Annotated in this window: 24 protein-coding genes and 1 pseudogene; 12 read left to right on the top strand and 13 right to left on the bottom strand. The window is 68.3% G+C overall.

All coding sequences use genetic code 11. The annotated features are described in order from the left end of the window. Positions 1-2: 2 nt before the first annotated feature. Positions 3-986 carry a helix-turn-helix domain-containing protein gene (locus tag AB0M47_RS15580; RefSeq protein WP_363413265.1) on the top strand — a complete coding sequence of 328 codons (984 nt, stop codon included), beginning with the start codon at positions 3-5 and terminating at the stop codon, positions 984-986. Between the two features lie 218 nt (positions 987-1204). On the opposite strand, the gene AB0M47_RS15575 is transcribed toward AB0M47_RS15580, so the two are convergent. The 4 genes from AB0M47_RS15575 to AB0M47_RS15560 form a co-directional block, all read right to left on the bottom strand. After that, the gene (locus AB0M47_RS15575) at positions 1205-2458 is read right to left on the bottom strand and encodes an SGNH/GDSL hydrolase family protein (RefSeq protein ID WP_363413262.1); all 1254 of its coding nucleotides are present in this window, start codon (positions 2456-2458) and stop codon (positions 1205-1207) included. Further along, positions 2455-4053, bottom strand: a complete 1599-nt coding sequence (locus tag AB0M47_RS15570; protein ID WP_363413260.1) for a beta-N-acetylhexosaminidase — start codon at positions 4051-4053, stop codon at positions 2455-2457. Before AB0M47_RS15570 ends, AB0M47_RS15575 begins: the two co-directional genes overlap by 4 nt. 716 nt (positions 4054-4769) lie before the next feature. Then, positions 4770-5216, bottom strand: a complete 447-nt coding sequence (locus AB0M47_RS15565; protein ID WP_363413257.1) for a hypothetical protein — start codon at positions 5214-5216, stop codon at positions 4770-4772. 317 nt (positions 5217-5533) lie between these two features. After that, positions 5534-6349 (bottom strand): hypothetical protein, encoded by an 816-nt coding sequence (locus AB0M47_RS15560; RefSeq protein ID WP_363413254.1) that lies wholly within the window; start codon positions 6347-6349, stop codon positions 5534-5536. 555 nt (positions 6350-6904) lie between these two features. Between AB0M47_RS15560 and AB0M47_RS15555 the strand changes: the two genes are divergently transcribed. Both AB0M47_RS15555 and AB0M47_RS15550 read left to right on the top strand, forming a co-directional pair. Beyond that, entirely contained in the window at positions 6905-7387 is a 483-nt protein-coding gene (locus tag AB0M47_RS15555) for a hypothetical protein (protein ID WP_363413252.1), read from the top strand. Positions 7388-7479: 92 nt separating this feature from the next. After that, complete coding sequence (locus tag AB0M47_RS15550) at positions 7480-7746, top strand: hypothetical protein (protein WP_363413249.1); 267 nt, start codon at positions 7480-7482, stop codon at positions 7744-7746. A gap of 8 nt (positions 7747-7754) precedes the next feature. Here the strand turns inward: AB0M47_RS15550 and AB0M47_RS15545 are convergent, their stop codons facing one another. Then, a complete protein-coding gene (locus tag AB0M47_RS15545; protein ID WP_363413246.1) occupies positions 7755-8477 on the bottom strand; it encodes a hypothetical protein in 723 nt (240 codons plus the stop codon). 174 nt (positions 8478-8651) lie between these two features. Here AB0M47_RS15545 and AB0M47_RS15540 point away from each other — a divergent pair, with 174 nt between their 5' ends. Next, entirely contained in the window at positions 8652-10574 is a 1923-nt protein-coding gene (locus tag AB0M47_RS15540; RefSeq protein ID WP_363413243.1) for a WD40 repeat domain-containing protein, read from the top strand. A 283-nt stretch (positions 10575-10857) separates the two neighbouring features. Continuing rightward, positions 10858-11949, top strand: a complete 1092-nt coding sequence (locus AB0M47_RS15535; RefSeq protein ID WP_363413240.1) for a winged helix DNA-binding domain-containing protein — start codon at positions 10858-10860, stop codon at positions 11947-11949. Positions 11950-12132: 183 nt separating this feature from the next. Here the strand turns inward: AB0M47_RS15535 and AB0M47_RS15530 are convergent, their stop codons facing one another. Then, entirely contained in the window at positions 12133-12894 is a 762-nt protein-coding gene (locus tag AB0M47_RS15530) for an SDR family oxidoreductase (RefSeq protein WP_363413237.1), read from the bottom strand. Between the two features lie 323 nt (positions 12895-13217). Between AB0M47_RS15530 and AB0M47_RS15525 the strand changes: the two are divergent. Beyond that, a pseudogene (locus tag AB0M47_RS15525) lies at positions 13218-13368 on the top strand (IS5/IS1182 family transposase); the annotation flags it as partial. 86 nt (positions 13369-13454) lie between these two features. Here the strand turns inward: AB0M47_RS15525 and AB0M47_RS15520 are convergent. Then, on the bottom strand, positions 13455-13820 hold the full coding sequence (locus AB0M47_RS15520; RefSeq protein WP_363413235.1) for a hypothetical protein: 366 nt from the start codon (positions 13818-13820) through the stop codon (positions 13455-13457). 176 nt (positions 13821-13996) lie between these two features. Here AB0M47_RS15520 and AB0M47_RS15515 point away from each other — a divergent pair, with 176 nt between their 5' ends. Then, the gene (locus AB0M47_RS15515) at positions 13997-14464 is read left to right on the top strand and encodes a hypothetical protein (protein WP_363413232.1); all 468 of its coding nucleotides are present in this window, start codon (positions 13997-13999) and stop codon (positions 14462-14464) included. Between the two features lie 198 nt (positions 14465-14662). Here AB0M47_RS15515 and AB0M47_RS15510 read toward each other — a convergent pair whose 3' ends face one another. Both AB0M47_RS15510 and AB0M47_RS15505 read right to left on the bottom strand, forming a co-directional pair. Continuing rightward, the gene (locus tag AB0M47_RS15510; protein ID WP_363413229.1) at positions 14663-15655 is read right to left on the bottom strand and encodes an aldo/keto reductase; all 993 of its coding nucleotides are present in this window, start codon (positions 15653-15655) and stop codon (positions 14663-14665) included. A 160-nt stretch (positions 15656-15815) separates the two neighbouring features. Next, positions 15816-17015, bottom strand: coding sequence for an MFS transporter (locus AB0M47_RS15505; protein ID WP_363413226.1), 1200 nt, complete (start codon positions 17013-17015; stop codon positions 15816-15818). A gap of 79 nt (positions 17016-17094) precedes the next feature. On the opposite strand from AB0M47_RS15505, the gene AB0M47_RS15500 reads away from it, so the two are divergent. The 5 genes from AB0M47_RS15500 (at position 17095) to AB0M47_RS15480 (ending at position 20263) form a co-directional block, all read left to right on the top strand. Continuing rightward, a complete protein-coding gene (locus AB0M47_RS15500; RefSeq protein WP_363413223.1) occupies positions 17095-17961 on the top strand; it encodes a LysR family transcriptional regulator in 867 nt (288 codons plus the stop codon). A 207-nt stretch (positions 17962-18168) separates the two neighbouring features. Further along, positions 18169-18924: a helix-turn-helix domain-containing protein gene (locus AB0M47_RS15495; protein ID WP_363413220.1), complete on the top strand. Its 756-nt coding sequence runs from the start codon at positions 18169-18171 to the stop codon at positions 18922-18924. A gap of 58 nt (positions 18925-18982) precedes the next feature. Continuing rightward, positions 18983-19405, top strand: a complete 423-nt coding sequence (locus tag AB0M47_RS15490; protein WP_363413217.1) for a VOC family protein — start codon at positions 18983-18985, stop codon at positions 19403-19405. Beyond that, positions 19380-19898: an FtsX-like permease family protein gene (locus tag AB0M47_RS15485; protein WP_363413214.1), complete on the top strand. Its 519-nt coding sequence runs from the start codon at positions 19380-19382 to the stop codon at positions 19896-19898. The genes AB0M47_RS15490 and AB0M47_RS15485 overlap by 26 nt, the downstream gene beginning before the upstream one ends. Before the next feature lie 155 nt (positions 19899-20053). After that, positions 20054-20263 (top strand): hypothetical protein, encoded by a 210-nt coding sequence (locus AB0M47_RS15480; RefSeq protein WP_363413211.1) that lies wholly within the window; start codon positions 20054-20056, stop codon positions 20261-20263. Between the two features lie 108 nt (positions 20264-20371). On the opposite strand, the gene AB0M47_RS15475 is transcribed toward AB0M47_RS15480, so the two are convergent. The 4 genes from AB0M47_RS15475 to AB0M47_RS15460 all read right to left on the bottom strand — a co-directional run bounded on the left by AB0M47_RS15475 (position 20372) and on the right by AB0M47_RS15460 (position 23353). Next, positions 20372-21283 (bottom strand): alpha/beta hydrolase, encoded by a 912-nt coding sequence (locus AB0M47_RS15475; protein WP_363413209.1) that lies wholly within the window; start codon positions 21281-21283, stop codon positions 20372-20374. A gap of 104 nt (positions 21284-21387) precedes the next feature. Then, positions 21388-22134, bottom strand: coding sequence for a M56 family metallopeptidase (locus AB0M47_RS15470; RefSeq protein ID WP_363413207.1), 747 nt, complete (start codon positions 22132-22134; stop codon positions 21388-21390). Between the two features lie 98 nt (positions 22135-22232). Continuing rightward, positions 22233-22607: a BlaI/MecI/CopY family transcriptional regulator gene (locus AB0M47_RS15465; RefSeq protein ID WP_363413204.1), complete on the bottom strand. Its 375-nt coding sequence runs from the start codon at positions 22605-22607 to the stop codon at positions 22233-22235. Positions 22608-22900: 293 nt separating this feature from the next. Then, a complete protein-coding gene (locus AB0M47_RS15460) occupies positions 22901-23353 on the bottom strand; it encodes a hypothetical protein (protein ID WP_363413201.1) in 453 nt (150 codons plus the stop codon). Between the last annotated feature and the right edge of the window lie 241 nt (positions 23354-23594).

Below are 23594 nucleotides of genomic sequence, written 5' to 3'. Positions count from 1 at the left end.
TCGTGTTCGATGTGTTGGGGCTCGACGCCTTCGAGGAGGCCGCCTACCGCCGCCTGCTGACGCTGCCGTCCGCGGCCGCCGAAACCCTCGCCGCCACGACGCACACCGACGTCGCCGCCATCCGGGAGGCGCTGAAATCACTGGAGGAGAAGGGATTGGTCGCCCGCTCCACGGCCACCCCGAACCACTACGTCGCCGCGCCGCCCGACGTCGCCCTCGGCTCGCTGATCGTCCAGCGACAAGACGACATCGGCCGCGCCCAACTGGAGATCATGCGCCTGGCCGAGCAATACCGCACCGAGGCCGCCGCCCGGTCGCACATCGATGTGGTGGACGTCGTACGCGGCCGGCAAGCCATCGCCCAGCGCTTCGCCCAACTCCAACGGTCAGCCAAAGCCGAGGTCCGCGCACTACTCAAACCAGCCGAGGCGGTCGTCTCCGCGGAAGAGAACGCCGACGAGGACATCGCCCTCGACCGCGGCGTACGCTACCGCGTCGTCGTCGACCGGGCCGCGTTCGCCGACCCCCGCTTCGTCGACCGCGCCGCCGACTCCCTGCGACTCGGCGAAACCATCCGCGTGACCAGCGAAGTACCGCTGCGCATGGTCATCGCCGACCACTCGCTCGCGCTGCTACCCCTGCTGACCGGAGCCGGCCAGCGCGAATCCGGAGCACTACTGATCCACCCCAGCGGACTGCTCGACGCCCTGATCGCCCTGTTCGAACTGATCTGGGCGCAGTCCAACGAAATCCTGCCCAGCCCCACCGGCATCACCGAACTCGCCGCCCAGGACATCGACGAAACCGACGCCCGTATCCTCGGCCTCCTCCTCGCCGGAATCACCGACCAGGCCATCGGCAGCCAGCTCGGCAAGTCGCTGCGAACCGTGCAACGCCGCATCGGCAGCCTGATGGAGCGCACTGGCGCAGTGACCCGATTCCAGCTCGGCCACGAAGCCGCCCGCCGCGGCTGGACCGCCGGCTGACCCACCCCGAATACAGAGGCGCGGCTTGGAGCCTGCGGCCGGATACGCCCCAAAACCGCTCCCTCATCGGGCGGCTCGACATAGCGATGGTTTGTCGCCGGGTCACCGCGAACCACATGACGGCGCGGTTGGAACCGCGGCCCCGCAACGGTTCGGGCTGGGCTCGGCGCAGGCGCCGAGCCCAGCCCGGCCGCCTCACGGCGTCCTGGCGGGTGTGGTCAACGGTTGCAGCTCAGGTCGCTCAGCGGGATCGCGTCGGCCATGGCCTGGTAGCCGGCGTCGTTCGGGTGCAGGTGCCCGGCACCGTCGAAGGCCGGCAGAAACCGGGTCGGACGCTGCGGGTCGCGGGTCACCGCGTCGAAGTCGATGACCCCGTCGAACTCGCCGCTGCCGCGGATCCACGCGTTGAACTCCTCGCGTACCGCCTCATGTTCCGGAGAGTAGTAGCCGGACCCTTCCATCGGCGTCTGCGTGGCGCCGAGGATGCACACGCCCTGCGCGTGAGCGCGGGCGATCAGCTCGCGTTCACCGGCGATGAGCTGCTCGGCGGTGGCGTTGCCCGCGCCGATGTCGTTGCCGCCTTCCATCAGGATGACGGTCCGTACGCCAGGCTGGTCGAGGACGTCGCGGGCGAAGCGGGCGAGCGCGCTGGCCCCCTTGCCGTCCCTGAGGAGCTCGTTGCCGGAGATGCCGACGTTGGCGACGCCCAGTTGGAGCGGCGGCGGCTCGGCGAGGATGCGCTGGGCCAGAAAGTCTGGCCAGCGGTGGTTGGTGTCGACGCTGGAGCCGTAGCCGTCGGTGATCGAGTCCCCGAAGGCGACCAGGGTGCCGACCTGTGGGACCGGGTCCACCTGGGCAGCCGCGAGCCAGAACCAACGGGTGATCGGTGTGGTGAACGCCTGCGGCGACTCGTCGGCGGCATGATCGCCGGGGGTGGACAGGTACGAGGTCTGGGTGCGGTACATGTTGTGGCCGGTCGCGACCTGCCCCATCGCGGCGATGTGCACACTGACCGCGAGGTCGTACGCGGCTGGGACACGACCGGGCAGCGGATCGCTGAGCACCTCGGCACCGGGCGGGATGGTGACCTCGGACCGTCCGCCGAAGGTGAGCCGCCGGTTGGAACCGGCGACCAGGGCGGCGCCCTGATCCGGTATCCCGACGTACGCCGCGTCGAAGACGACGGGTGCGTCACCCTCGACATTGGACAGTTTCAGCCGGAGACCGACACCACCGACGCTGGTATGGATGATGTTGCGCACCGTCTGACCGGTCGTCGGACCCGTCGTGCTCTGTACGCCGGCCGCCCACGTCGTCACCGCATGCAGACCCGGGGGGTCACCCGGAGCCACCGCCGCAGGAGAAGCGGCGCCGGTATCGGCGTTGGCGTCGGCGTACCAGCCGACCGTCGAAAGGATCAGCACACTCGCGCACAGCAGCGGCCGGATGGCAGTTAGTCGTGTGATGGTCATTGCCACGGCACCTCGGTCGAGCGGTAGTAGCCGACGCCCATGGCGGTCCAGCGCGGTTCCTGCGCGGCGAGGCGGTAGCGGTACTCGTCCCAGGAGCGCCCGGCGGCCGGTGACCAGCCGAGTTCGGCGAGTCCGGGCATCCGGGGCAACGTCATGAACTCGACCTCGGCGTCGGTGCGGATGTTCTCGGTCCACAGTGGTGCTTCGGGACCGAGTACATCCGTCTCGCTCACGTCCGCGATATAGCTGCCCGGGTCCCAGCTGTAGGCGTCCTGGACGTCGGTGTAACCGGCCCAGTTCAGCCCGACCGGGGTGTCCGCGTTGTACTGCTGGTCGTAGTACGCCTGCTTGCACGGCGACATGATGAGCTTGCCGCCCTTGGCGACGGCGGCGCGTGCCTTCTTGACGTCAGCCCAGTACTGCACGTGCGTCCCCGAGGCGATGTCGGCGGTGTTGATCTCCTCCCAGCCGACCACCTGCTTGCCCAGCGTCTGGACGATCTGCTGGATCCGGTTGATGAACAGCCGGTAGTCAGCGGCGGCGGTGGCGAGGGCCTCGTCGCCACCGATGTGCAGGTATGGGCCTGGCGTGAGGCTGGCGACCGTGGTGAGGACGTCCTCGGCGAACCGGTAGGTGATGTCCTTGTCGATGGCCAGCGAGACCTGGATGCCCTTGTATCCGGTGTACAGCGCCGGCGCGACACCGTCTTCGTTCAGCTCGGGATAGCTGGCCAGAGCGGCGTTCACGTGGGCGGGCATGTCCAGCTCCGGCACCACCGTGATGAAGCGCTGAGCCGCGTACTCGACGATCTCCTGGTAGTCCGCCTGGGTGAAGTAGCCGCCCGGCGTGCCGTCGACCTCGGTGCTGCCACCGTACGTGGCCAGCCGCGGCCAGCTGGGAATCTCCAGTCGCCAGCCCTGGCTGTCGCTCAGGTGCAGGTGCAAGCGGTTGATCTTGTAGGCGGCGATCACGTCGATGAAGCGCTTGACCTCGGTCACGCCGAAGAAATGCCGAGCCACGTCGAGCATCGCCCCGCGCCAGACGAAGCGAGGCTCGTCGACGATGTGCACGGCCGGGATCGGCCAGGGCCGGGCCTGGACGGTGGTCGACTCGATCTCCGGTGGCAGCAGCTGGCGTAGGGACTGCGCGCCGTAGTGCAGCCCCGCCGCCGCGGTGGCCCGAATCGCCACCAGGCCGGGGGTCACGTCAAGCCGGTATCCCTCCGCTCCGGTCGGCTCGTCGCTGACCGCGAACAGAATGGCCTGCGGGCTACCGCCTTCACCCTGCACGGGCAGCGGGAATCCGGTGGAACGGCGCAGCAACTCCGCGAACTGCTCCGCCGCTTGCCGGGCCGCCGGATCGGGATGGCGTACCACGATCGCGGTGTGCGGTGTGAGCTGAAAAGGGGGCCCACCGGTCGGCGTCAGCATGGCCGGGCGGGGGATCACGGAGAGAACGGAGGGCAGTGAACGGTCGTTGACCGTGAGGGAACTGGCTGCCGCCTGGGTCTCGCCGAGCAGGAACGGTGCGGCGGCGACCGCGGCGGTAGCCGAGCCGAGGAAGGCGCGGCGGGACAATGGACTGTCGGTCGTCATGGAAGCCTCTCCTAGCAGGAACCGTGTGGCCTGAGCACGGGCCGACCACGGCAGGATGTGCACGGAGTCGAGGGCGATGAGGCTGCGGTGAAACCGCGCTGCACTCCTGACAGCGAACGGGACGGACTCAACCGGTACCTGATGAAATGTGGTCTAGTCCTGGCCAGTCCGAATCTTGCTGACGTCGCGTCGGATCATCGAACGTGGACTGACGAGAGGTCAAGGCTAGGCGCCGGAAGCTGCCCGCTTTAGCTTGATATTGGCGTATATACGTGACGAAAGATTCCGCACCAAACGCACTGTGGTCTAGACCTGAGGGTGAGATGTCTAGTCCTGACGAGACCGAGTGAGCGGCGTTTGAGGGGTCGCCGAATGCCCGGGTCACCCCCTGAGGCGTGAGCGTCGAGCGCTGACCTGGCGTTCGCGAACGGCATCAACCGTCCGGGACCTTGTCCCTAACAATGGGACGGCTACTGTCCGCTGCCGATCCGGTCGCAGGTCACCTGATCATTGCGCCACCCGGCCGCCCGGCGAGCGGAGGCGCGGGCCGGCCAAGCATCCTGGATCACATCGGCCGGTTCGCCACGGGGGATCTCGCCGATCGGGGCGGCGCGGTGAAGGCGAACTCGTGCAGGTGGAGCCGAGGCGGCCGTCGTTGCCCATCGGTGATCTGCGGAGGATTCTCTCGACCTGGCTTCAACCTATGATTGTGCTGCTCAGAGCACGGTCTTGAGCGCCTGCCGCCGCGCCTTGTCGCCGGCCGGCATGTGCGAGCGGAACAGCCACGAATCGCTGTTGCAACTGCGGCAACTGCGGACCGCGCCGAGCGACAGCCGCACGCCGTCAGCCCGGACCGTCGCCACATGGTGCGCCTCTTGCATAGGCCGTCCACAGCGCTGGCAGTACTCGAGCATCAGACGAACCGACGTGTACGCGTACACAGCGACGACATGCCGGATCACCGCGTAGCGTGAAGGCACCGGGCGGAGACTTGGATTCCGCGGCGCACCGCCGAACGGGCCGAGCTCCGCGTTGCTGATGGCGTCGCCGGCGATCAGGATGCGGCTGAAGTGGCGCTGGACCTTGGCCATCGCCCGAGACTGATGGCGTGCCAGCCACTCGCCGTCGGCTTCTACGCGCCAGGATTCATCCTGTGCGGCCACAGTTCGAGTCTGCCACGCGGGAGGCCTGCCCGACAGCCCACGCCGCTCGGTGACGTCTTGGCTGCGCGGATGTCAGCGAGGATGAAGAACCGTCGTGGGGCCGGTGGTGAACCGAGCCCGTCCCGCGATCGTCACGAGGACGGCAGCGGCCGCGGCAATCGCGGCGATCAGCGTCAGTGGTACGGGTGAGGCCTGTGCGTCAGAACGGATCCGTGGGGCGTCTTCGGGCCGGCCAGCGCGTTGTAGACGGCGAGCTGACCCGGTGGCGGGACGGGCGGATCGAACAACGCGACTGCCACTCTCCCTGGCGCGGGCGGCTATCCGGTGATCGCGGTGTTGCCGTACTGGGTGGTGCACCCCGCAGAGCCGTAGACGTTGCCGGCGATCGTGGCGTAGGTCGACACCGGGTTCACCAGCACGGCCCAGGTGCCCGTGATGGCGTCCACGCATGTCGCCGCGCCGCTTTCCGAACCGTCCTGTCCACCGATCCAGATGTCGAGCCAGGTCGTGGCGGACGAGGGGTAGCCGGTGTGGCAGGGGCCGTCCTGCGGGGTCGAGCCGTCACCGCAGGTGTCCTCGACGACGAAGTACCGCCGCAGGTTCGGGATGTAGAACCTCGTGCCCGCGGGCCAGTCCAGAACGTCCTGGCCTCCGGTGACGGAATGGCCGACAGCGACCGTGATCGGGTCCGCATACGTGCCTGTCCCGCCCGCCTGGTCGTGCAGGACGGGGTTGGCGAGATCGGCCGAACCCGGCGGCGTGTTGTCGAAGTACGAATAGCCGGTGATATACGCGTTGATGCTCGGCTGGCTGCTGGGCGAGCCGGTCGTCGCCGTGGCCGGCGCTGTCACACGGGTCGGCGACGACGACTGCGTCGGGCTCGATCCGGCCCCCGCCGGGCTCGGCGAAGACATCGGCGACAGACGGGCCGACGGACTCAGCGTGGGCGGCGGCGCCAGGCTCATGTCGGTGCTGCTCGACGGCGTCGGCAAGCCGTCGATCCGGGAGCCGCTGCGCGAGGCGGGGTCGAAACCCCTGTTCAGGTCGGCGGCCGGTTCGGAGTGCGACTGCCGAGCGGCGATCACTACGCCCGTTGCGATGACCAGGGTGACGCCGAACAAGGCGACGAGCACGCGCCGACGCTTCGAGCCGGTCGAACGGCGATGCGAGGCGATCTCCCGCGGTTGATCGGCAAAGAGGCGATCTTCGTCGAGTCGGTCCGAGTCTTCGCCGAAGTAGCTCGTCTCAGGTTCGTCAGTCAGGTCGTGCCAAGGTCGGGTCACGGCGGGGTCTCCGTTCGTCGAACACTCCGGGCCCGAGGGGACGGCACGGCGATCCGTCGACCCTGCTCGGGGCCCATCCGACAGCCAAATGTTCCACCATGATCGTGAGCGTCGTCACATTTGAGGAGCCTGTTTTCGCTCGTCAAGGCCCGAAGGTGCTGAGTCCGACATTGCGGATTCAGCACGCTGAATCAGCCGTTGACACGCGGACCGGGCTGACTGCTACCGAGTGCCCGCCCTGACGTATTCCGACAGTGGCCCACGCGGAGCTCTGGCACCATATCGAGCGTGTTCGCCGATCCGCCCCACGACGACCATCCCGCGCTGGTCGACGCGGCTCGATCCGGACGCGGCCGACATGCCGTGGATCCGCCTGCCACACGCCGGTTGCTGCCAATACTGGCAGTGGGGGCAGTCATCGTGGTGCTCGGCGTCGTTCTGGGCCTCCAGCTGTCCGCGGGTACGCCGCAACACCGCCCGGAGGGGTTCACACCCATCGCATCGGCCACCGCCGTGGACGACCCGCCGGCCACCGCGTCGCCTGGGACCTCGGCGTCCCCGGCACCGTCCCCGACCCCCGCCAAGTCGTCGTCAACGCAGGTCGCCATCAGCCGGGCCGTGCAGCTCACCAGCGCGCTGCGTACCACCATCAGGCAGCTCGACCACGCCGGTCAGCTCGACTCGGGCGCGGCGAGGTCGCTCGACCGGCTCGTCCGCGATGCCAGGCGCGCCCTGTCCGGCGGCAATCTCGGGCCGGGGCGGGACCGGCTGCGAGTCATCGGCGAGACCGTCGGACGGCTCCGCTCCGACGGATACCTTTCCGCCGCCGGCTATGCGACTCTCACGAAGGCACTGGCCCAGATCGAAGATTCGCTGACCAGGCCCTGACTCCGACCTACTCCCCCGCGGCCGAGACAGCGCAGCGGGAGGCTGATGACCGTCGCGTTCGCCATCGTCCCGTTGACGCTCTCGTTGCTGTAGTGGGCCGGATCGCGTTCCTGGTCGGCGCGGCCACCGGCAGGCGGGCCACCGTCCTGGCCGTCGCCGGGGTCATCTCGTGGGGCGCCGCCTTGCAAACACCTGGCGCGATGGTCCGCGTCGATGAGGCAGCCTTGGAGGGACTCGGCAGGGCGAGTAGGCGCCGTCGGTGTGCTGAAGGCGAGGCGGACCGCAGCCTCACCGCGTTCAGCCAGCGCTGGGATCCGGCCAAGGCCAGCCCGGTGCCCGACGCGTCGGCGGATCGGTGAGGCCAGATTCACACGCGATACGCGTCGAGATCGAGAACCAAGCCGCCGCTTTCGGGCTCGGTCACATGTGCAGTGAACGCGTCCGGATCGCGCCCACCGAGCGGGACGCGGAACATAACCGTCGCGCGAGTCGATGCCTGCCGGCTGCCGGTCCGAGACAGGTAAACGGCGTCCGGGCGCGGTTGGGGCAGATCGTCGGGAAAGCGAAAGGTCGACTGCCATTCGATGGGATCGGCCAGCTCAACCGCCGGATCAAAGGGGCCTTCAACGTAGGCATAGAAGACGTCCTTGCCACAGCCAGCGCCCAGCAGCTGGAAGCCGTCGGGTAGCGGCCGGCGAGTCTGCCACGTCCCGGAGACCGGCTCGGCCGCCGATACACGCAGGTAGTCGGTCGAAAACTGCGGTCGTTCGTCGGGGTCGACGAAGGCGATCTGCAGACGGCGGACATCGGCCGGAGGAGGCGTGTAGAAGCCGGCGTGCAGGTAGCGATCAGTGGTCAGGTACCGCAGGTTGGCCGGTCCTGATGATCCGAACCCGTCTTCTGGTGTCCAGCCGGAGTCGCCGCGGATCACGATGTGGCTCAGCTTTGGCACCTTCCCTGGCACGACCTCGGGCGATGGCGGGTGCGGGCCTTCGAGCGCCACGTACAGATAGCGATCACTCTGCGCGCACCACAGCGGGTTGTAGGAGGAGGTGTCGGGCTGTCCCGCCGGAGCCCACACGGTGCTCATGCCGATCGATTCTGCCAGGGCGAGGTTGCGGTGGTGGACGCCATCGCTGCGGCGTTTCGGAGGTGGCACACATACGGCGTCGTCGATTACTCGGTTGGCGGCGAGTCGGGCAGATTAGTGCGGTATGGCTTATGCTGGCCCAGATTTTCCAAGATCCTGGACGGAGATGCGCCGGTGACCGCCACTGAATGGGTCGTGCGGTGGGTAAGCAATTCTTCGCGGGAGTTGCTGTGCTGCCCTGCTGTCGGTTCCCCGCGCATCGAGCAACTCGCGGGGATGCGCGACGTCGCCACCGGGCTGGTGGACGGGCGGCTGATGGCTACGACCGTGAGCGATGACCGGCAGGTACGGGTGTGGGACCTCACCACCGGCCAACTGCACCGGTCGTTTCCCGGGCCGATGGATCGGTCGCTGGCGGTGACGATGACGGTCGTACAAGGGAGCCCGGTGATCGTGACCGCGAGCGACGACCAGACGGTGCGGATGTGGGATCCGGCCACCGGCCACCAAGTCGGCGGTGCCATGACCGGTCACACCGACTGGCTGTTCGCAGTGGCGCGTGGCGAGCTGAACGGCCGTCCCGTGGCGGTGACCGGCGCCCGCGACCGGACGGTGCAGGCTTGGGACCTCACGGCCGGTTGCCGGATCGGTCAGCCGCTGACAGGCCACACCGGTGCGGTGTGGGCGGTGGCCACCGCTGTGGTGGACGGTCGCTTGATAGCGTTATCTGGCAGTGCCGACCGCACCGCACGGATCTGGGACGTCGCGGCGGGAGCACAGATCGGCCGGCCCCTGACCGGGCACACCGACGAGATCCGGGCGGTGGCCACCGCGACCTTGGACGGCCGTCCGGTCGTCGTGACCGGCGGGTTCGACCACACGGTACGGGTCTGGGATCTCTTCACCGGAGAATCGCTCGGCGAACCCCTCGTCGGTCACACCGACCTGGTTCTCGCGGTCGCGACTGCGGTGGTGGACGGCCACCCGGTGGCCCTGTCCGGCGACGACGACGGCACGGTCCGGTTATGGGACCTGGCCACCGGTACGCAGTTAGGTGAACCCCTCACCGGCCATAGCGGTGCTGTGTCGACCATCGAGACCGCGGTACTGAACGGTCGTCCGGTGGCCGTCACCACCTCCGACGACCGCACGGTGCGGGTGTGGGACCTGGCCGCCGATCATGGTGTGCGCGACGCCCGCCACTCCGGGACCATCAACGCGGTCACCACCGCGATGGTCGATGGCCGATCGGTGGCGTTCACCGCCAGCACGGACCGGACCGTTCGGATGTGGAGCTGCCCCACCGGGCAGCCGGTCGGTGAGCCGTTCACCGGACACACCGACACGGTGCATGCGGTCGCGACCACGGTGGTGGATGGCCGTCACGTGGCAGTCTCCGGCGGCGATGACCTGACGGTGCGGATCTGGGACGTCCCGACCGCGAAGCAGATCGGCACGATCGAGGGCCACAGCGACAAGGTCCTCGCGGTGGCGACCACGATGGTGGGTGGGCGCCCGGTGGCCGTCACCGCAAGCCACGACCGGGCCATACGGGTGTGGGACCTGTCGACCGGCAAGGAGGTCGGCAAGCCGCTGGCCAAGCAGCGCCGGCCCATGAGCGGCATGGTGACCGGCGTCGTCAACGGCCAAGCAGTTGCGATCACTGGAGGCTGGAGCGGCACCATCCGCGTCCGGGACCTCGCCACCAACCGCGAGATCGCCGCGCACGACATCCCGAACGGCCGATATGTCGAACCCCTAGCCGTCACCGAGACTAACCCGGCGGTACTCATCAGGAGCAGCGGCAACCAGTCTGTCCAGGCGTGGAACCTTGCCACCATGCAACCGGGCCGGGAGTTCACCCATGACGCACAAGCTGTCGCCACCGCGAACCTGAACGGCAAGCCTGTGATGGTGGCGGCGCGGGGCGCCTCCGTGTCAATGTGGGACCTCGCGACTGGCGACCAGATCGGCGAAAGCGTCTACTTTCCCTGCTGGGTCCAAGCGGTGGCGGTCGACCCGCAAGGCCACATCATCGTCTGCTACGCCAGTACCGTCGCCGCCTTGGCCCCCGCAGGGTCGCCGGACCGGCAATGATTCTGGGCGTTCACTGCAGATAGCTCGCCGCGCTAGCAATCGCCAGCTCACGATCGTTTGCCACGTCAGCCATTCCAGCAGGTACATGGCCGAGTTCGGCCACCTTCCGTTCGATGCGATATTCGATCGGCGACAGCGCGCCGATACGGGGTCGTCCTGACCGCGGTGGCCACGGCCATCGTGGCCGCCTGCGTACGCCGTGAATGGTGTCGCCTTTGCGCAATGCCGAGAACACACCCTGTTCAACCGAAACGCTGCCCGGCGGGGTGGCAGGATCGTGGGCATGATCACCCGCCGCGTCCTTAACCGGGCCCTGCTCTCCCGCCAGCTCCTGCTGGACCGATCGGCGACGGACCCTCTCACAGCGATCGGGAGGGTCGCCGGGCTTCAGGCACAAGCGCCGAACCCGCCCTACTTTGGACTGTGGTCGCGTCTGGACCAGTTCGCGCTCGCGGACCTCACCGAGCTGATCGAGACTCGGCAGGTCGTCCGCGTGGCCCTCATGCACGGTACCGCGCAGCTCGTGGCCGCCCGCGACGCACCGGGCCTGCGCCACGTCGTCCAGCCCGCCCTCCACGACGCACTGCTGGCAACGCATGGCGAGCGGCTACGTGGGGCGTCCTTGACCGAGGTTGCTCGGGTGACCCGGGAGCTACTTGAGGACATCCCCCGAACAATCGCCGACCTCGGCGCCGAGCTGGCCGCCCGCTGGCCGGACGTCCCGGCGGCATCGTTAACCGCTGCCGCCCGAACCGAGGTAGCACTAGTCCCAATGCCGCCAGGCGGCACCTGGGGCGCCGTGGGCCAGCCCACCTGGACCACGATGTCTACGTGGCTCGACCACCCGCACCCCTCGACGTCCACCGTGGCAGACCTCGTCGAGTGGTACCTGTCGGCCTACGGCCCGGCGACCCTCGACGACATACGGGCATGGTCAGGCCTGCCGGGACTGAGCGAGATCGTCGAGGACGTCAACTTGGGCCTGGTCCGCCTGCGCGGCGAGGATGGCGCGGAGCTCTTCGACCTCCCCGACGCGAGGCTGCCCGACGAGGATGAACCCGCGCCCGCCCGATACCTGGCCGAGTTCGACAATGCGCTCCAGGCCCACGACAACCGGGCACGCATAATGTATGACGACGACCGGAAGGCCATTTTCGCCACCCCGGGCGTCGTGCCGGGCGTCGTGCTGGTCGACGGTTTCACCCAAGGCACCTGGAAGATCACCCGGTCAGGCAAGTCGGCTTACCTGGTGGTACGGCCGTTCGCCCAGATCCCGACCCGTGACGTTCACGAGCTGACCGAGGAGGGGCTGCGGCTGCTGGCATTCGCCGTCCCGGATGCATCGACCCACGACGTGCGCTTCAACTCCCGCTGACCGCCGCGCCAGAACACCACAAGGGGTCAGGCGCACGGCCGACGCACATAGCCGTTGATCTACACCAGCGCGCCGCCAACCTGGCTCGCGTCCGCAGTCACAGCCGACACTGAAACATCCGCTTCGCGGCAGGAGAGGGCGTTGTTGCGGCCCGATGCCGAAAGATTCCGGTGCGTGAGCGGGTCAGGGCAGGATCGCGTCGATGTACCCGCCATCGACCCGCACCGCACCACCGGTCGTTGCCGAGGACAGCGGTGAGCTGAGATAGGTCACAAGATTGGCGATCTCCTCCGGCTCGATCAATCGCTGCAGCAGCGATTGCGGCCGGTGCTGCCTCATGAAGACGCGCTGCGCTTCCTCCCAGGGCAGGTCGCGATCGACGAGCTGGTAGACGAAGTCTTCCACCCCACCGGTATGCGTAGGCCCCGCGATGACCGAGTTGACCGTAACGCCAGTGCCGGATGCTTCCTTCGCGAATCCTCGGGAAACGGCGAGCAGCGCCGTCTTCGACATGCCGTAGTGGATCATCTCGGTCGGGATGACGACCGCCGAGTCGCTGGCGATATACAGGATCCGCCCCCAACCGCGGCTCGACATGCGGGGTAGATGGTGCCGGGTCAGCCTCACGGCGGCGAGGACGTTGACCTCGAAGAACTGGCGCCACTCCGCGTCGGTGATCTCCAATGCGGGGCGCGACTCGAAGATGCCCAGGTTGTTGACCAGCACGTCCACCTGGGGCAGCGCTTCGGCCGCTGCCGCGAAGCCCTCGTCGGAAGCGACGTCGGCCACCACCGGCACCAGCGCCGCCTCGGGCAACACCATGCGTAACTCGTCGATCGCCCGGTCGACGGAATCGGCCGACCGGCCGTTGACGCCGACGCGTGCTCCGGCAGCGGCCAAGCCGCGGACGATGGCGAGGCCGATGCCCTGCGTCGAGCCGGTCACGAGCGCAGTCCGCCCGGCAAGGTCGATCCTCACAGGTCAAGCGTAGTGGCCGGCCTGCACGGCTCGCTCCGGTTTGCGGCCGAAACCGACGCCATCGGGCAGTGCGAGTCCAGCCAGCGGGCACGTCAGGTCAGACAGGTCGCCAACGGACGGATGGCAGATCAACGCCGTGTCGGCGTGGCAGGTCCAGGAGCCCTCGGGTACCTGCCGCGTCTCCTTGACCCGTCGTTCAGGCGCTGACTTCGGCGCACGGATCTCGGCAGAACCGGACGCCTGAGAACGGCACCAGTCCGCAGACGGATGATGCCAATCCCCCACCGCAACGATCAGATCGCCGGAAGCGGCGCGGATGCGCCGGCGGCAGGCCGCCGAACTTCGACTGCGCCGCCTACAGCAAATGCAACCAGGTCGAACGCGGGGTTCAACCGGCGCAAGCACTGGCGTGGACTAGCCACCAGCTTCGACAAGCTGGCCAGCCACGACCAGACCACACTCGACGTCGTCGAGACGTCGGCTGGCTACGCGCCATACCCGACGGTTGCGATCGGCGAACCCTCTCGTCATCGTTGGCGCTCAACGGCAGCGCCAACGGCCAAGCGCGCCGCTGTCAGGAAGGCTGACACGCTCGAATCGACGTCGTGGGAGTGGGCGCTGGTCAGCGTGGCCCGGACTCCCGCACCTTCGAAGACAGACGACAAGCCTCTGCTTGCCACCTGGCTGTTCAGCTCATCGCGAAGGCCAGCAGCGACCGCGGCAGCGAATTCGGCATGAAGCGATTGAGCCAGGCTGACGAACTCGAACTCGTTTGTCCTGTCCCCGAGCGGCTCGAGGTCGACCACGATCTCGGCATAGACCGGCCACGCCCCGGTGCTGGGCGAAAGGCGTACTCGAATGTCAAGCTCCGGTCTGCTGAACAGGGATGACATGGTGCGCTCCTGAAGAGTCGGCGACTTCCAGGAGCCAGTCTTCACCGAACGGCGGCACCGGACCACGCACCTGACCGCAGAGTCGGCCACATGCCCTCGCCAGCGACCAAGGATCCGCGAGACAGTACGTACTGGACCCCTAACCAGGGCGGGTTAAACGGTGCTTTCATATGTGGATGGCTGACTGGACGGCACTGGCGCTCGGCGGGGCGGGTCTCGCCATCACCGCAGCCCCCGCGATAAATCGAGCTCGCCGCCGGTATCGGCTCCGGGCCATGCTCAAGCAGGACCTCGAGCTGGTCGCCATCGCGGAGCAGGTGAAGCTCCAGGGACCGGGTGTCGGGTTGCTCCGGGAATCCATCGGATCCCGGTTCGCGGAGTTGGTGGAGCATGAACGTCAGGTGCTGCAACGGGCGGGCATACGCCGGACGTGGGTGCGACGCGGCCTGCGGTGGGCGCTGGCGCTCGGTGGAGCGACGCTGGTGAGCTTGGCCGTCGGGCGGGCCCTCACGGGCGTGACCTCCCTGGCGAACACCGGCATCGGCGTCGGTGCGATCGCCGTGCTATCTGGGCTCGTCACCGCCTTCTTCTCCTGGCGGAGCAGTCGAGCCGAAATGGATCTGTGGCACGAAGCATCCCAATGAGCGGCCTCGATTTCAGGCGGTTGACCGCGCCTTCGACAGCTCCCGACGGTGGGTTACCAGTCCCGCCGTTCGCAGACGGCCTCGCCGACGCCACGGCGTTCCAGCATCGCCTGGACGTCGAGGCCAACCCGGTAAGCAGTGTATTCATGGCGTCGGCACTAGGGCGCGAGCGCCACGAGGCGCCCGCGCCCGCTCACTTCAGCGCAGCTCGGCCAATAGCTGCTCGACCTCGACGAATGCGGTCTCCGAGAGTGGCCCCAGGGCGAGGGTCGCGTAGTTCTCCTCCGCCTGGGCCACCGTGCGTACGCCCGGGATCGGCACCGTCCACGGGCTTCGGGCCAGCAGCCAGCCCAGCGCCCCCTGGGTCAGCGTCCGGCCGTCGGCGGTCAGCGCCTGCCGGACCCGGTCCACCAGCGCAGCCCACTCCGGCGACGGCACGCCGTCGGTGAAGTAGCGCAGCCACTGCGGCGACTTCCCGCGTACATCGTCGCCGCCGATCCGGCCCGCGACGCCGTGGTACTTGCCAGTGAGCAGGCCCATCGCCAGCGGCCCACGGTTGATGCCGGCCAGCTCGTACCGAGCCAGCACCTCGACCATGGCCGCGTTGTCAGCCAGCACCGAGTGGTCATATTGGACAGCGGTGCAGTTCGGCCCCGCCTCGGCGAAAGCGGCGGCGCGGGCCGGATCGTCGGTGCTCCAGCCGTACGCGCGGATGCGGCCCTCGGCGACCAGCTTCTCCAGTGGGTCCACCAGGTCCAGTGCCTGTTCGATCGGTAGGTCGCCAAGGTGCAGTTGGTACAGGTCCAGGTAGTCGGTGCCGAGCCGGGCGAGGATGCCGTCCAGGCAGCTCAGCATGTATGCCGGGGTGCCATCGTCGCCGATCGCCAGCCGCTTGGACTCCTCGAAGGTGTAGCCGAACTTGCTGGCGACGACCACGCTGTCACGCCGCCCGGCCAGGGCCCGGCCGAGCACCCGTTCGCTGTGCCCGGCACCGTAGTTGCTGGCGGTGTCGAAGAAGGTGACGCCGAGGTCCAGAGCGCGGTGCACGGCGCGGACCGACTCGTCGTCGTCGGCTTCGCCCCACCCCCACGGCTGGCCGGTCTCGTCCCACAGCGGTCCCCCGATGGCCCAGCAGCCCAGGCCCAGAGCACTGACCTCGATGCCGCTACGACCCAGTTTTCGTGTCGTCATGGTGGCCAGCCTGGCACCTAGAGCGCGCTCCAGGTCAAGCTGCGTGGCGTAGCGGCCGACCCTCTTCGCGATATGACCATTGAGGAGCCCGGTCAGTCGGCGCTGATCGTTGCAGGACGCAACCGGCGGCTCGCCACGGCCGGCCGCGCGCTCCGTGCGATCACATCTGCGCGACGGGGGTACGCCGTGGCCGGGTGGCGAGCGTGACCAGGAGCGAAGCGGCGGTCAGCGCCGTGCCGAACCAGAACGCCGCGCGTACGCCCGAGGAGGAGTGATCAGCGATCAGCCCGCCGATCAGCGCGCCCATGGCGATGGAGGTGTTGTACGCCATGGTGTTCAGCGACATGGCGGCCTCGAACGTGCCGGGCGCGGCGGCGAGCGTCAGGTTGATCTGGCACAGGTTGATGGCGCCATAGGACAGTCCCCACAGGACGACCGCCGCGATCAGGCCGGCGGGCTGGTCGCCGATGATGAGCATCGCGAGGACAGCTGTGACGAGCCCAGCGCAGGCGGCGGTGAAGCTGGCGCGCAGGTTCCGGGTCACGGTGTGGCCGGCGATGAAGTTGCCCGCCGCGCCGCCGAGGCCGTAGATGATCAGCAGTGCGGTGACGAAGCCCGGCGTCGCCGAGGCGGTCGTCTCCGCGAACGGCCGGATGAAGGTGTACGCGCCGAAGTGGCCGAGCACGAACAACATCACGATCAGCATCACCTGGCGCAGTTGGGCGTTGTGGCGGGGCAGTCCGAAGACTTCGCGTACCGGAACCGCGTTTGCCGAGGGCAGAGACGGGACGAGTACCGCGACGGAGAGCAGAGCCAACGCGCTCAGGCCGCTCCAGAGCAGGAACGTGGACCGCCAGTCGGTGATGCTTTCCAGGAGTGTGCCCAGCGGGATGCCCACGACCGTGCCGATCGAGATGCCGGACAGGGTGACGGCCGCCGCTCGGCTTGCCCGGTGTTCGGGTACGAGGCGCATCGCCATGCCCACGCCGATGGCCCAGAACACGCCGTTGGCGAATCCCATGACCAGCCGGGTCGTCAGTAGCAGGGCAAAGGTGGGCGCGATCGAGGTGACCAGGTTGCCCAGCACCAATACCGCGAGCAGTGCGGTCAGCAGAGTGCGCCGGTTGATCCGGCGCGTCCAGGCGACGATGAACGGTACGCCGAGCCCGGCGGACACACCGTAGAGCGTCACCGTCAGGCCGGCGATGCCCACGGAGACGTTCAGGCTGGTGCTCACCGGGGTGAGCAGGCCCACGGGCATGAGTTCGGTGGTGATGAAGACGAACAGGCTGGCGGTGATGGCGGCGACTCCCAGCCAGCCGCGAGCCGGCGAGGATGGGCGTACGGGGTGGATCGACATGCTCGCAGTCTTGCCGCGTCATGATCCATGAGTCCAACACATGTTTGTCACCACATCCATCGTGAAGCAAGATGGATCTATGGAGTTGCAGCAGCTGCGCTACGTCGTCGCGGTCGCCGAGACGAACAGTTTCACCCGGGCCGCGCAACAGTGCCGGGTGGTGCAGTCCGCGCTCAGCCACCAGATCGCGCGCCTGGAACGTGAACTTGGCGGGAAGCTGTTCGAGCGGACGAGCCGCCGGGTCCGGCTCACCCCCGCCGGTGACGCGTTCCTGCCGGCTGCCCGCCAATGCCTGGAAGCGGCCGAACGTGCGGCTGCGGAGGTCGCCGCCGCCGTCGGCGTCGTACGCGGCCGGCTGGTCATCGGCCTGATCCCGACCATCGCCGCGGTCGACGTCCCTGCCACCCTGCGCGACTTTCGCCGACGGCACCCTTCAGTACACGTACGGCTGCGGGTGGACGCCAGCGAGCGACTGATCGACCAGGTGCGCGAAGGCGTCATCGACGTGGCCTTCCTGGGATTGCCGACCACGGCCGAACCGATCGGCGTCCAAGCGCGCGAACTCGCCACCGATCGGCTGGTCGCCGTCCTCAGCCCCGACCACCCGCTCGCCCGGGAACCAGCGCTCGACCTGCGCCGACTGTCCGGCGAACCGTTCGTCGACTTCACCGCGGGCACAGCCGGGCGCGCCCAGTCCGATCAGGCGTTCACCGCCGCAGGCCTCACCCGCGACGTCGCCTTCGAGGTGACCACCCCCGACCTCATGGCCCAACTTGTCGGCCAGAGCCTCGGCGTGGCCCTGCTGCCCTCGGCGTACGCGCCACGGCTTGCCGGGGTGGTGACGGTCGAAGTCCGCGACGCACCAATGCGCGTCGAATACGTCGTCTCCCGACTCCTCAGCCGTACGCCGGCCGCGTCCGCCTTCCTCACCCTCCTGGAGAGCTGACCCGCCTGGCTGATGAGCTGCCGCAGTCCAACACCGCAGAGGACGCGCCCGCATGACTGCGGTTTGACGGCACACCATGCCATACGCCCGCAGCTTCTGACTTCGCCGACCGTCGTATCGCGAAGCGGTGCTGACGCATCGGTCGCGGCATGGGTCGGGCTGGCTGTGGGATCTGATCCTTTCCCTGGTCATGCTACGTTTGTGATCATGACGACCGGGCGGAACCTGGATCAGGATCTCGGCGTCGAGCAGCGCGCGTCCGACTCACCGTACGTCGAACGGCTCTATCGGGCCGGCGAGACGACGGGGACCGCGCCGGCCCGGATGCGGTCGGTGGCCAACTCCAACTGGGAGCTGGTGATCTGGCGGCACCGGGGCGTCACGAGCGTGGCGGTCCGAGGTCCGGAGACGACGCCCGCGGTGGTCGACGTTCCCCTGGGCGGCGAGACCTTCGGGATCATCTTCCGGCACGGCGCCTACCTGAGGCCGCTGCCGGTTCCGGACCTCGTCGACACCGCGGTGCAGAGCCCACACGTGACAGCGCGCTCGTTCGTTCTGCAGGGCGACGACTGGCAGCTGCCGACCTACGACAACGCCGACATCTTCGTGGACCGCCTGGTCCGGGCCGGGCTGCTGGTACGCGACCCGCTGGTCACCGACGTGCTGCGGGGCGACACGACGACCCTGGTCACTCCGCGGTCCGTCCAGCGCCGGGTGGTGGCCGCGACCGGGTTGACCCAGGGCACGGTCCGGCAGATCGAACGGGCCCGGCAGGCGGCGATCCTCCTGGCCCACGGCGGGACCGCGACCGACGTCGTCCAGCAGGTCGGATACCACGACCAGCCGCACCTGGCCCGCTCGTTGATCCGCTTCCTGGGCTCCACGGCGACCCGGCTGCAGCGCCCCGAACCCGGCGAGGTGCTGTCGCTTCTGTACAAGACCGACGCCGAGATACGCCCCTAACGTTGCAGGTGCGGCCGGACAACACCGGCGCGCGAGGACGTTGAAGGAAGGCGCTGAGATGGCGTACACGCAGATCTATGTGAACCTGCCGGTCGCGGACCTGGAGGTGAGCAAGGGGGTCTACACGGCGCTGGGCGGAACGATCAATCCGCAGTTCACCGACGACACGTCGGCGCAGGTCGTGCTGAACGAGGCGATCGCCGTGCAGCTGATGACCCACGAAAAGTTCGCGGACTTCACGAAGCGGCCGATCGCCCAGGGGGCGGTCGAAGTGATCAACGCCCTGGCCGCCGGGTCGCGGGAGGAGGTGGACCAGCTCGCCGAGGCGGCGCTGGCCGCCGGCGCGGTCGAGCCCCGGCCGGCGCAGGACCTGGGCTGGCTGTACAACCGGGCCGTCGACGATCCGGATGGTCACTCCTGGGAGCTGCTGTCGTTCGACGCGAGCGCGTTCGGCGATGATCCTGCCGGCGGTCGCGACTGACCCAGGCACCAGGAGACGACGCCGTTGCGGGCGCAGCGCGATCACGGGCATCGTGGCGATCTTCGCTACCGCCGGCGTCGACCTCGCCGACGGGCCGGTGACTCGGGCACAACGGCTGACCGACCTGACCCGGGTCATCACGGTCCTGCTCATCATCGTCGCGGCCGTCAATGTGCTGTTCATCGCGTGGGCGACGGTCGTCGACGCGCACCGCACCATCGCATTGACACAGGCATTCGGCGCGACCGCCCGTCAGGTCCGCGCCGGGATCACCGCAGCACAGCTCCTGCCAGCCATGCTCGGTGGCGTGCCGTTGGGCCTCTACCTGTACCGGGCGCTGGCCCAAGAGCCGACACTGACCATCCCACCCGCGTCGCAGCTGGCGGCTATTCTTGCCGGCACGCTGATAGCCGTTGTGGTCCTGACGGCGGTGCCTTTGCGCATCGCTGGACGCCGGCCGGTCAGTGTGGCCCTGGCAAGTGAGCACATCTGATCTTGCGGCTTGGATGCGGCGGGGCGTCAACGTGGGTTCCTCGGTACCCAGGGTTGACGCCCCGGCCATCTGTGGCGCTTCCCGGCGTCGCGGGTCCGCTGGACCGCCGTGTGCCTAGCGACTGGAATCCAGCGCGCAAGGACGGTCCCGCCTTCATGGCTTCCCGACTGCCGGCTCGCGGCGCCCTCGGCGTGGCGATCATCGGCTCGGTGTTGTCCGCGATCGACCGCAGCCGCGTCGACCGCACCGTGGTCGGCCTGCTGAACGCGGCCGGGCCGGCGCCGGCAAGCCCGCGATCTAACACCTCGGATCGGGCGAGAACGGCGTTGTCCTCGAACGCCGGGAGGTCAGCAGCGTCGAGCTGAGTGCCGAACCGGTCCCGAGCGCGCTACGCGAGCCGCCAGGGTATTCACCTGCGATAGCACTGCCCATCGAATCGCCCGGCATGCACGCTCACGCGGCAAGTCGCGTGCTCATGCCGAGGTACGTGTGCCTGAGGGGCTTACCGGTCTGGTGTGCTCGGCGATCGCGTCGATGAGGAGTGGCCACAGCGCGGGCGGCCGATCGTGACCCATGTCCGCGACTTGCAGCAGCTGTGAGCCGGGGACGAGTTCGGCGGTACGCCGGCCGCCGCTGACGTCGATGAGCGTGTCGTCCAGGCCATGGATAACCAGTGTGGGCACGGCAAGGTCACGCAACTTCTCGGCGCGGGAGCCGTTCAGCACCAGAGCGGCGAGTTGACGTGGCGTGCCCGCTGGGTAGTAGCAGCGGTCATAGCTTGCTGCGGCCAGGGCGCGCAGTGCGGCCGGATCGCCGTAGCGTCGTGACGCCCAGATCAGCTCGCGCTCCGCTGAGGCGACATACCCTTCCCGATCTGCGGGGCGGGGCGCGAACAGGACCTGTTGCGCCTCGGGTGAGGCCTGGCCGTATTCGGGTTCGCCGGTGGAGGACATCATCGAGGTCAAGGTCAGCACGTGCTCGGGATAGTCGATCGCCATGGTCTGGGCGATCGCTCCGCCCATCGACGAACCGACCACGTGAGCGCGATCAATGCCCAGAGTGTGCAGCAACCCGATCCCGTCCGCCGCCATGTCGTGCAGCGAATAGGCGGCCATCGACCGAGCGAGGTCCAGGTCGCCTGCGGTCACGGCACTGATGAAGGCCGGCATGTCCAGCGGGCGCGCGTCGAGCTTGGTCGACAGGCCACAGTCGCGGTTGTCGTAGCGGATCACGTGCCGGCCGCGGCTGGCCAGCTGCCGGCAAAACCGCTCATCCCAGGCCAGGAGCTGTGCCCCGAATCCCATCACCAACAGAACGGTGGGGTCCTCGGCGTCCCCGAACGCCTCGTACTCCAGAACGATCCCAGCGCTGGTCTCCACGTGCACACCCATGATCCTCTCGCCCGTCGACTGCGACCGGCGACGGAATTCACCTGGTTGCGCCAACTCGTGCACGTCGACCTGTATGCCGACGCCTGGCTCTACGACACCTACGGCAGGTGCGCATCCAGTTGGATCACAAAGTCGACGGTCGCTTGGATGCATGCAGCGAGCACCGCGGCCGAGATGACAGCCGCTGCAGGTGCTGCGGTGCGCCGGGCGCGTGGAGGTTCGGCATGTAACGCTGCGATCCTGGCGACGACCAGGGAACCCTCGAGTCCCGCGACGGTCGCCCGTGACGGTGAGGCCAAGGCTGCCAGTCCGATCGTCTGCGCCACGAGCCTTCGGTCTTGCACCTCTGCCGCCGCGGATTCGTCGGCGGCTCGTTCGCACAACAACCCGATCGCGTCTCTGATCCCCGCCAGCAGCGGGTTGACGGCCACCGCCAGGTCGGCCAACCGAAGGGCAAACGGGTGCCGAGCGCGCAGATGCGCGTGCGCCAGCACGACCCGCCGCTGCCCCGGGGACAACACATCGATCATTCTTGTGCTGATCACGATGCGCCGATAGGCGGCGAACGCGATCGGCGCGTCATCGGTGACAACCACCAGCTCGTTGGATGACCGACGCAGCCAGACCAACTGCCGACGGTCGGCCCGCCATCGGCGACTCGCCTTGCCCACCCGCACGCCGACCACGGCCAACAGCACGCCGGCGGCAACGGTGACCACACCCGGGACAGGAACGTCTCGCATGCCCATCCATCCGCGCAGCGGCGTGTCATCAACCGCTGCGGCCGCCAGCAGCGCCAACGCCCACATGCTGGACGCCGCGGTCATGACCACGATCACGGTCAACGCCCAGGCGCCCACCTACGGGCGCAGGCGCCGCGCGAGCTGCGCACCGGCCAGCGACACGAGCAGGGTCACCAACAGCGGCGCGTACACGGCGAGCTTCATGACGGCGGGTCCTGTTCAAGTGCCGCCCGAAGGGCTGCTTCGTCTGCCGGCGACAAACGGGTCACGAACCTGGCCAGCACCGCTTCCCGACTGTCAGGCACGGAATCGAGCACTGCCCGCATCCGGTCGGCGGCCCCTGTGGCGGCGTCGACTGCGGGCGCGTAGCGAGTCCGGCCAATGCCACCGACTTTGACGATCTGACCCTTGTCGTGTAGTCGAGAAAGGATCGCGTGCACGGTGCTGTACGCGAGCTCGCCGTCGAGGGCTGCCACCAGCCGTGCGGGGGTCAAGGCTGTCCCGGCTGCCCATAAAGCCGCGAGGATCTCTGCCTCCCGCTGCCCGGCACCGCGCCGCGGCCGATCGTCGCTCACAAGATTCGTCCGTTCCGCATGATCCGTGTCGCCACCTTAACGCGATCCGCCGCAGCGGCGACTGCGCGTGCCCGCCGGATCTCAGGTGATTGGCCAGGCCGATGACCAGCTGCTGCGGCGTCGATCAGCCCCTGTCACGCTGGACGATGCGGGCGACATCTGCCCCGACGGACGAGATACTTGCGCACGGCTATCCGCAGGACACGTCCGTGTCGGAGCTCAGCGAATTCGTCGCAGCCGTCCGGGCATCACGTTCGCCGCCCGGACGGTATGCGTGTCAGGTGGGAACCTCGTCAGGAACTGCCCAGCGAGGTGAGCAGCGCGGTGAGCGCCGTCTGCTCTGCGGCCTTGTCTTTGTGGGAGGCCCGCATCGCGCTGAGCACCGTGTCGATCTGCCCGTCGAGGAAGGTCCACGCCTTGCCGTCAAGTGGCTCGAGTTTGGGGTGATCGTCGTCCCAGGTGGTCTCGAGGTCGGTGATCCTCGCGGTGGCACCAGCTTGATCTCCCGCGGTTAGCTTGTCCAGCGAGTCGTGGGTGATCTCGCGCAGGACCGTAAGGTCCGCAACGGGGAGGGAGGTGTTCTCCAGCCCCACGCCGAGTGTCATGTTGATCCAGTCCGCGAAGCTCTCCCCCACGGTGGTGCACAGGATCTTGATGATCCAGAACCAGATGGTGATCTCGGGGACCTTGTTCAGCATCGCCCGCGTGGACGCAGGCGTTCGACCGGCCGTCAGAGTTGTCGTCATGGTCGCGCAGGCTAGGTAAAGGCGCCTTACAGCCTGTTGTATAACCCGGTTGGGTGGTACAACAGCGCCCTTCTCGGGCGTCCTTACCGCCGGCCGCACCCTGCTGGGTTGGTCGGCGTTGGGGTTCCTGCGTCAACGGGACGGGCTTCACCGGCGGGCTGATGTCCGCCGGTCAGAGCCGTCCCTCGGCAAGGCATTGATAACCGGGCCTCGCACTTAGGGGTCCCGGATCTGGGCATCA

It is taken from the genome of Hamadaea sp. NPDC051192 (genome assembly GCF_040682475.1).
Taxonomy (GTDB): Bacteria; Actinomycetota; Actinomycetes; order Mycobacteriales; family Micromonosporaceae; genus Hamadaea; species Hamadaea flava.
Note: the sequence above shows the minus strand (reverse complement) of the source record. Positions and strands in the feature narration are given on the sequence as shown.

What these genes read in the sequence shown, in the direction of transcription:
- AB0M47_RS15575 (WP_363413262.1), bottom strand. Translation starts at nt 2,458, where the DNA reads ATGACCATCACACGACTAACTGCCATCCGGCCGCTGCTGTGCGCGAGT.
- AB0M47_RS15570 (WP_363413260.1), bottom strand. Translation starts at nt 4,053, where the DNA reads ATGACGACCGACAGTCCATTGTCCCGCCGCGCCTTCCTCGGCTCGGCT.
- AB0M47_RS15545 (WP_363413246.1), bottom strand. Translation starts at nt 8,477, where the DNA reads ATGAGCACCGTGTGGGCTCCGGCGGGACAGCCCGACACCTCCTCCTAC.
- AB0M47_RS15535 (WP_363413240.1), top strand. Translation starts at nt 10,858, where the DNA reads ATGATCACCCGCCGCGTCCTTAACCGGGCCCTGCTCTCCCGCCAGCTC.
- AB0M47_RS15520 (WP_363413235.1), bottom strand. Translation starts at nt 13,820, where the DNA reads ATGTCATCCCTGTTCAGCAGACCGGAGCTTGACATTCGAGTACGCCTT.
- AB0M47_RS15515 (WP_363413232.1), top strand. Translation starts at nt 13,997, where the DNA reads ATGGCTGACTGGACGGCACTGGCGCTCGGCGGGGCGGGTCTCGCCATC.
- AB0M47_RS15510 (WP_363413229.1), bottom strand. Translation starts at nt 15,655, where the DNA reads ATGACGACACGAAAACTGGGTCGTAGCGGCATCGAGGTCAGTGCTCTG.
- AB0M47_RS15505 (WP_363413226.1), bottom strand. Translation starts at nt 17,015, where the DNA reads ATGTCGATCCACCCCGTACGCCCATCCTCGCCGGCTCGCGGCTGGCTG.
- AB0M47_RS15500 (WP_363413223.1), top strand. Translation starts at nt 17,095, where the DNA reads ATGGAGTTGCAGCAGCTGCGCTACGTCGTCGCGGTCGCCGAGACGAAC.
- AB0M47_RS15495 (WP_363413220.1), top strand. Translation starts at nt 18,169, where the DNA reads ATGACGACCGGGCGGAACCTGGATCAGGATCTCGGCGTCGAGCAGCGC.
- AB0M47_RS15490 (WP_363413217.1), top strand. Translation starts at nt 18,983, where the DNA reads ATGGCGTACACGCAGATCTATGTGAACCTGCCGGTCGCGGACCTGGAG.
- AB0M47_RS15485 (WP_363413214.1), top strand. Translation starts at nt 19,380, where the DNA reads ATGATCCTGCCGGCGGTCGCGACTGACCCAGGCACCAGGAGACGACGC.
- AB0M47_RS15480 (WP_363413211.1), top strand. Translation starts at nt 20,054, where the DNA reads ATGGCTTCCCGACTGCCGGCTCGCGGCGCCCTCGGCGTGGCGATCATC.
- AB0M47_RS15460 (WP_363413201.1), bottom strand. Translation starts at nt 23,353, where the DNA reads ATGACGACAACTCTGACGGCCGGTCGAACGCCTGCGTCCACGCGGGCG.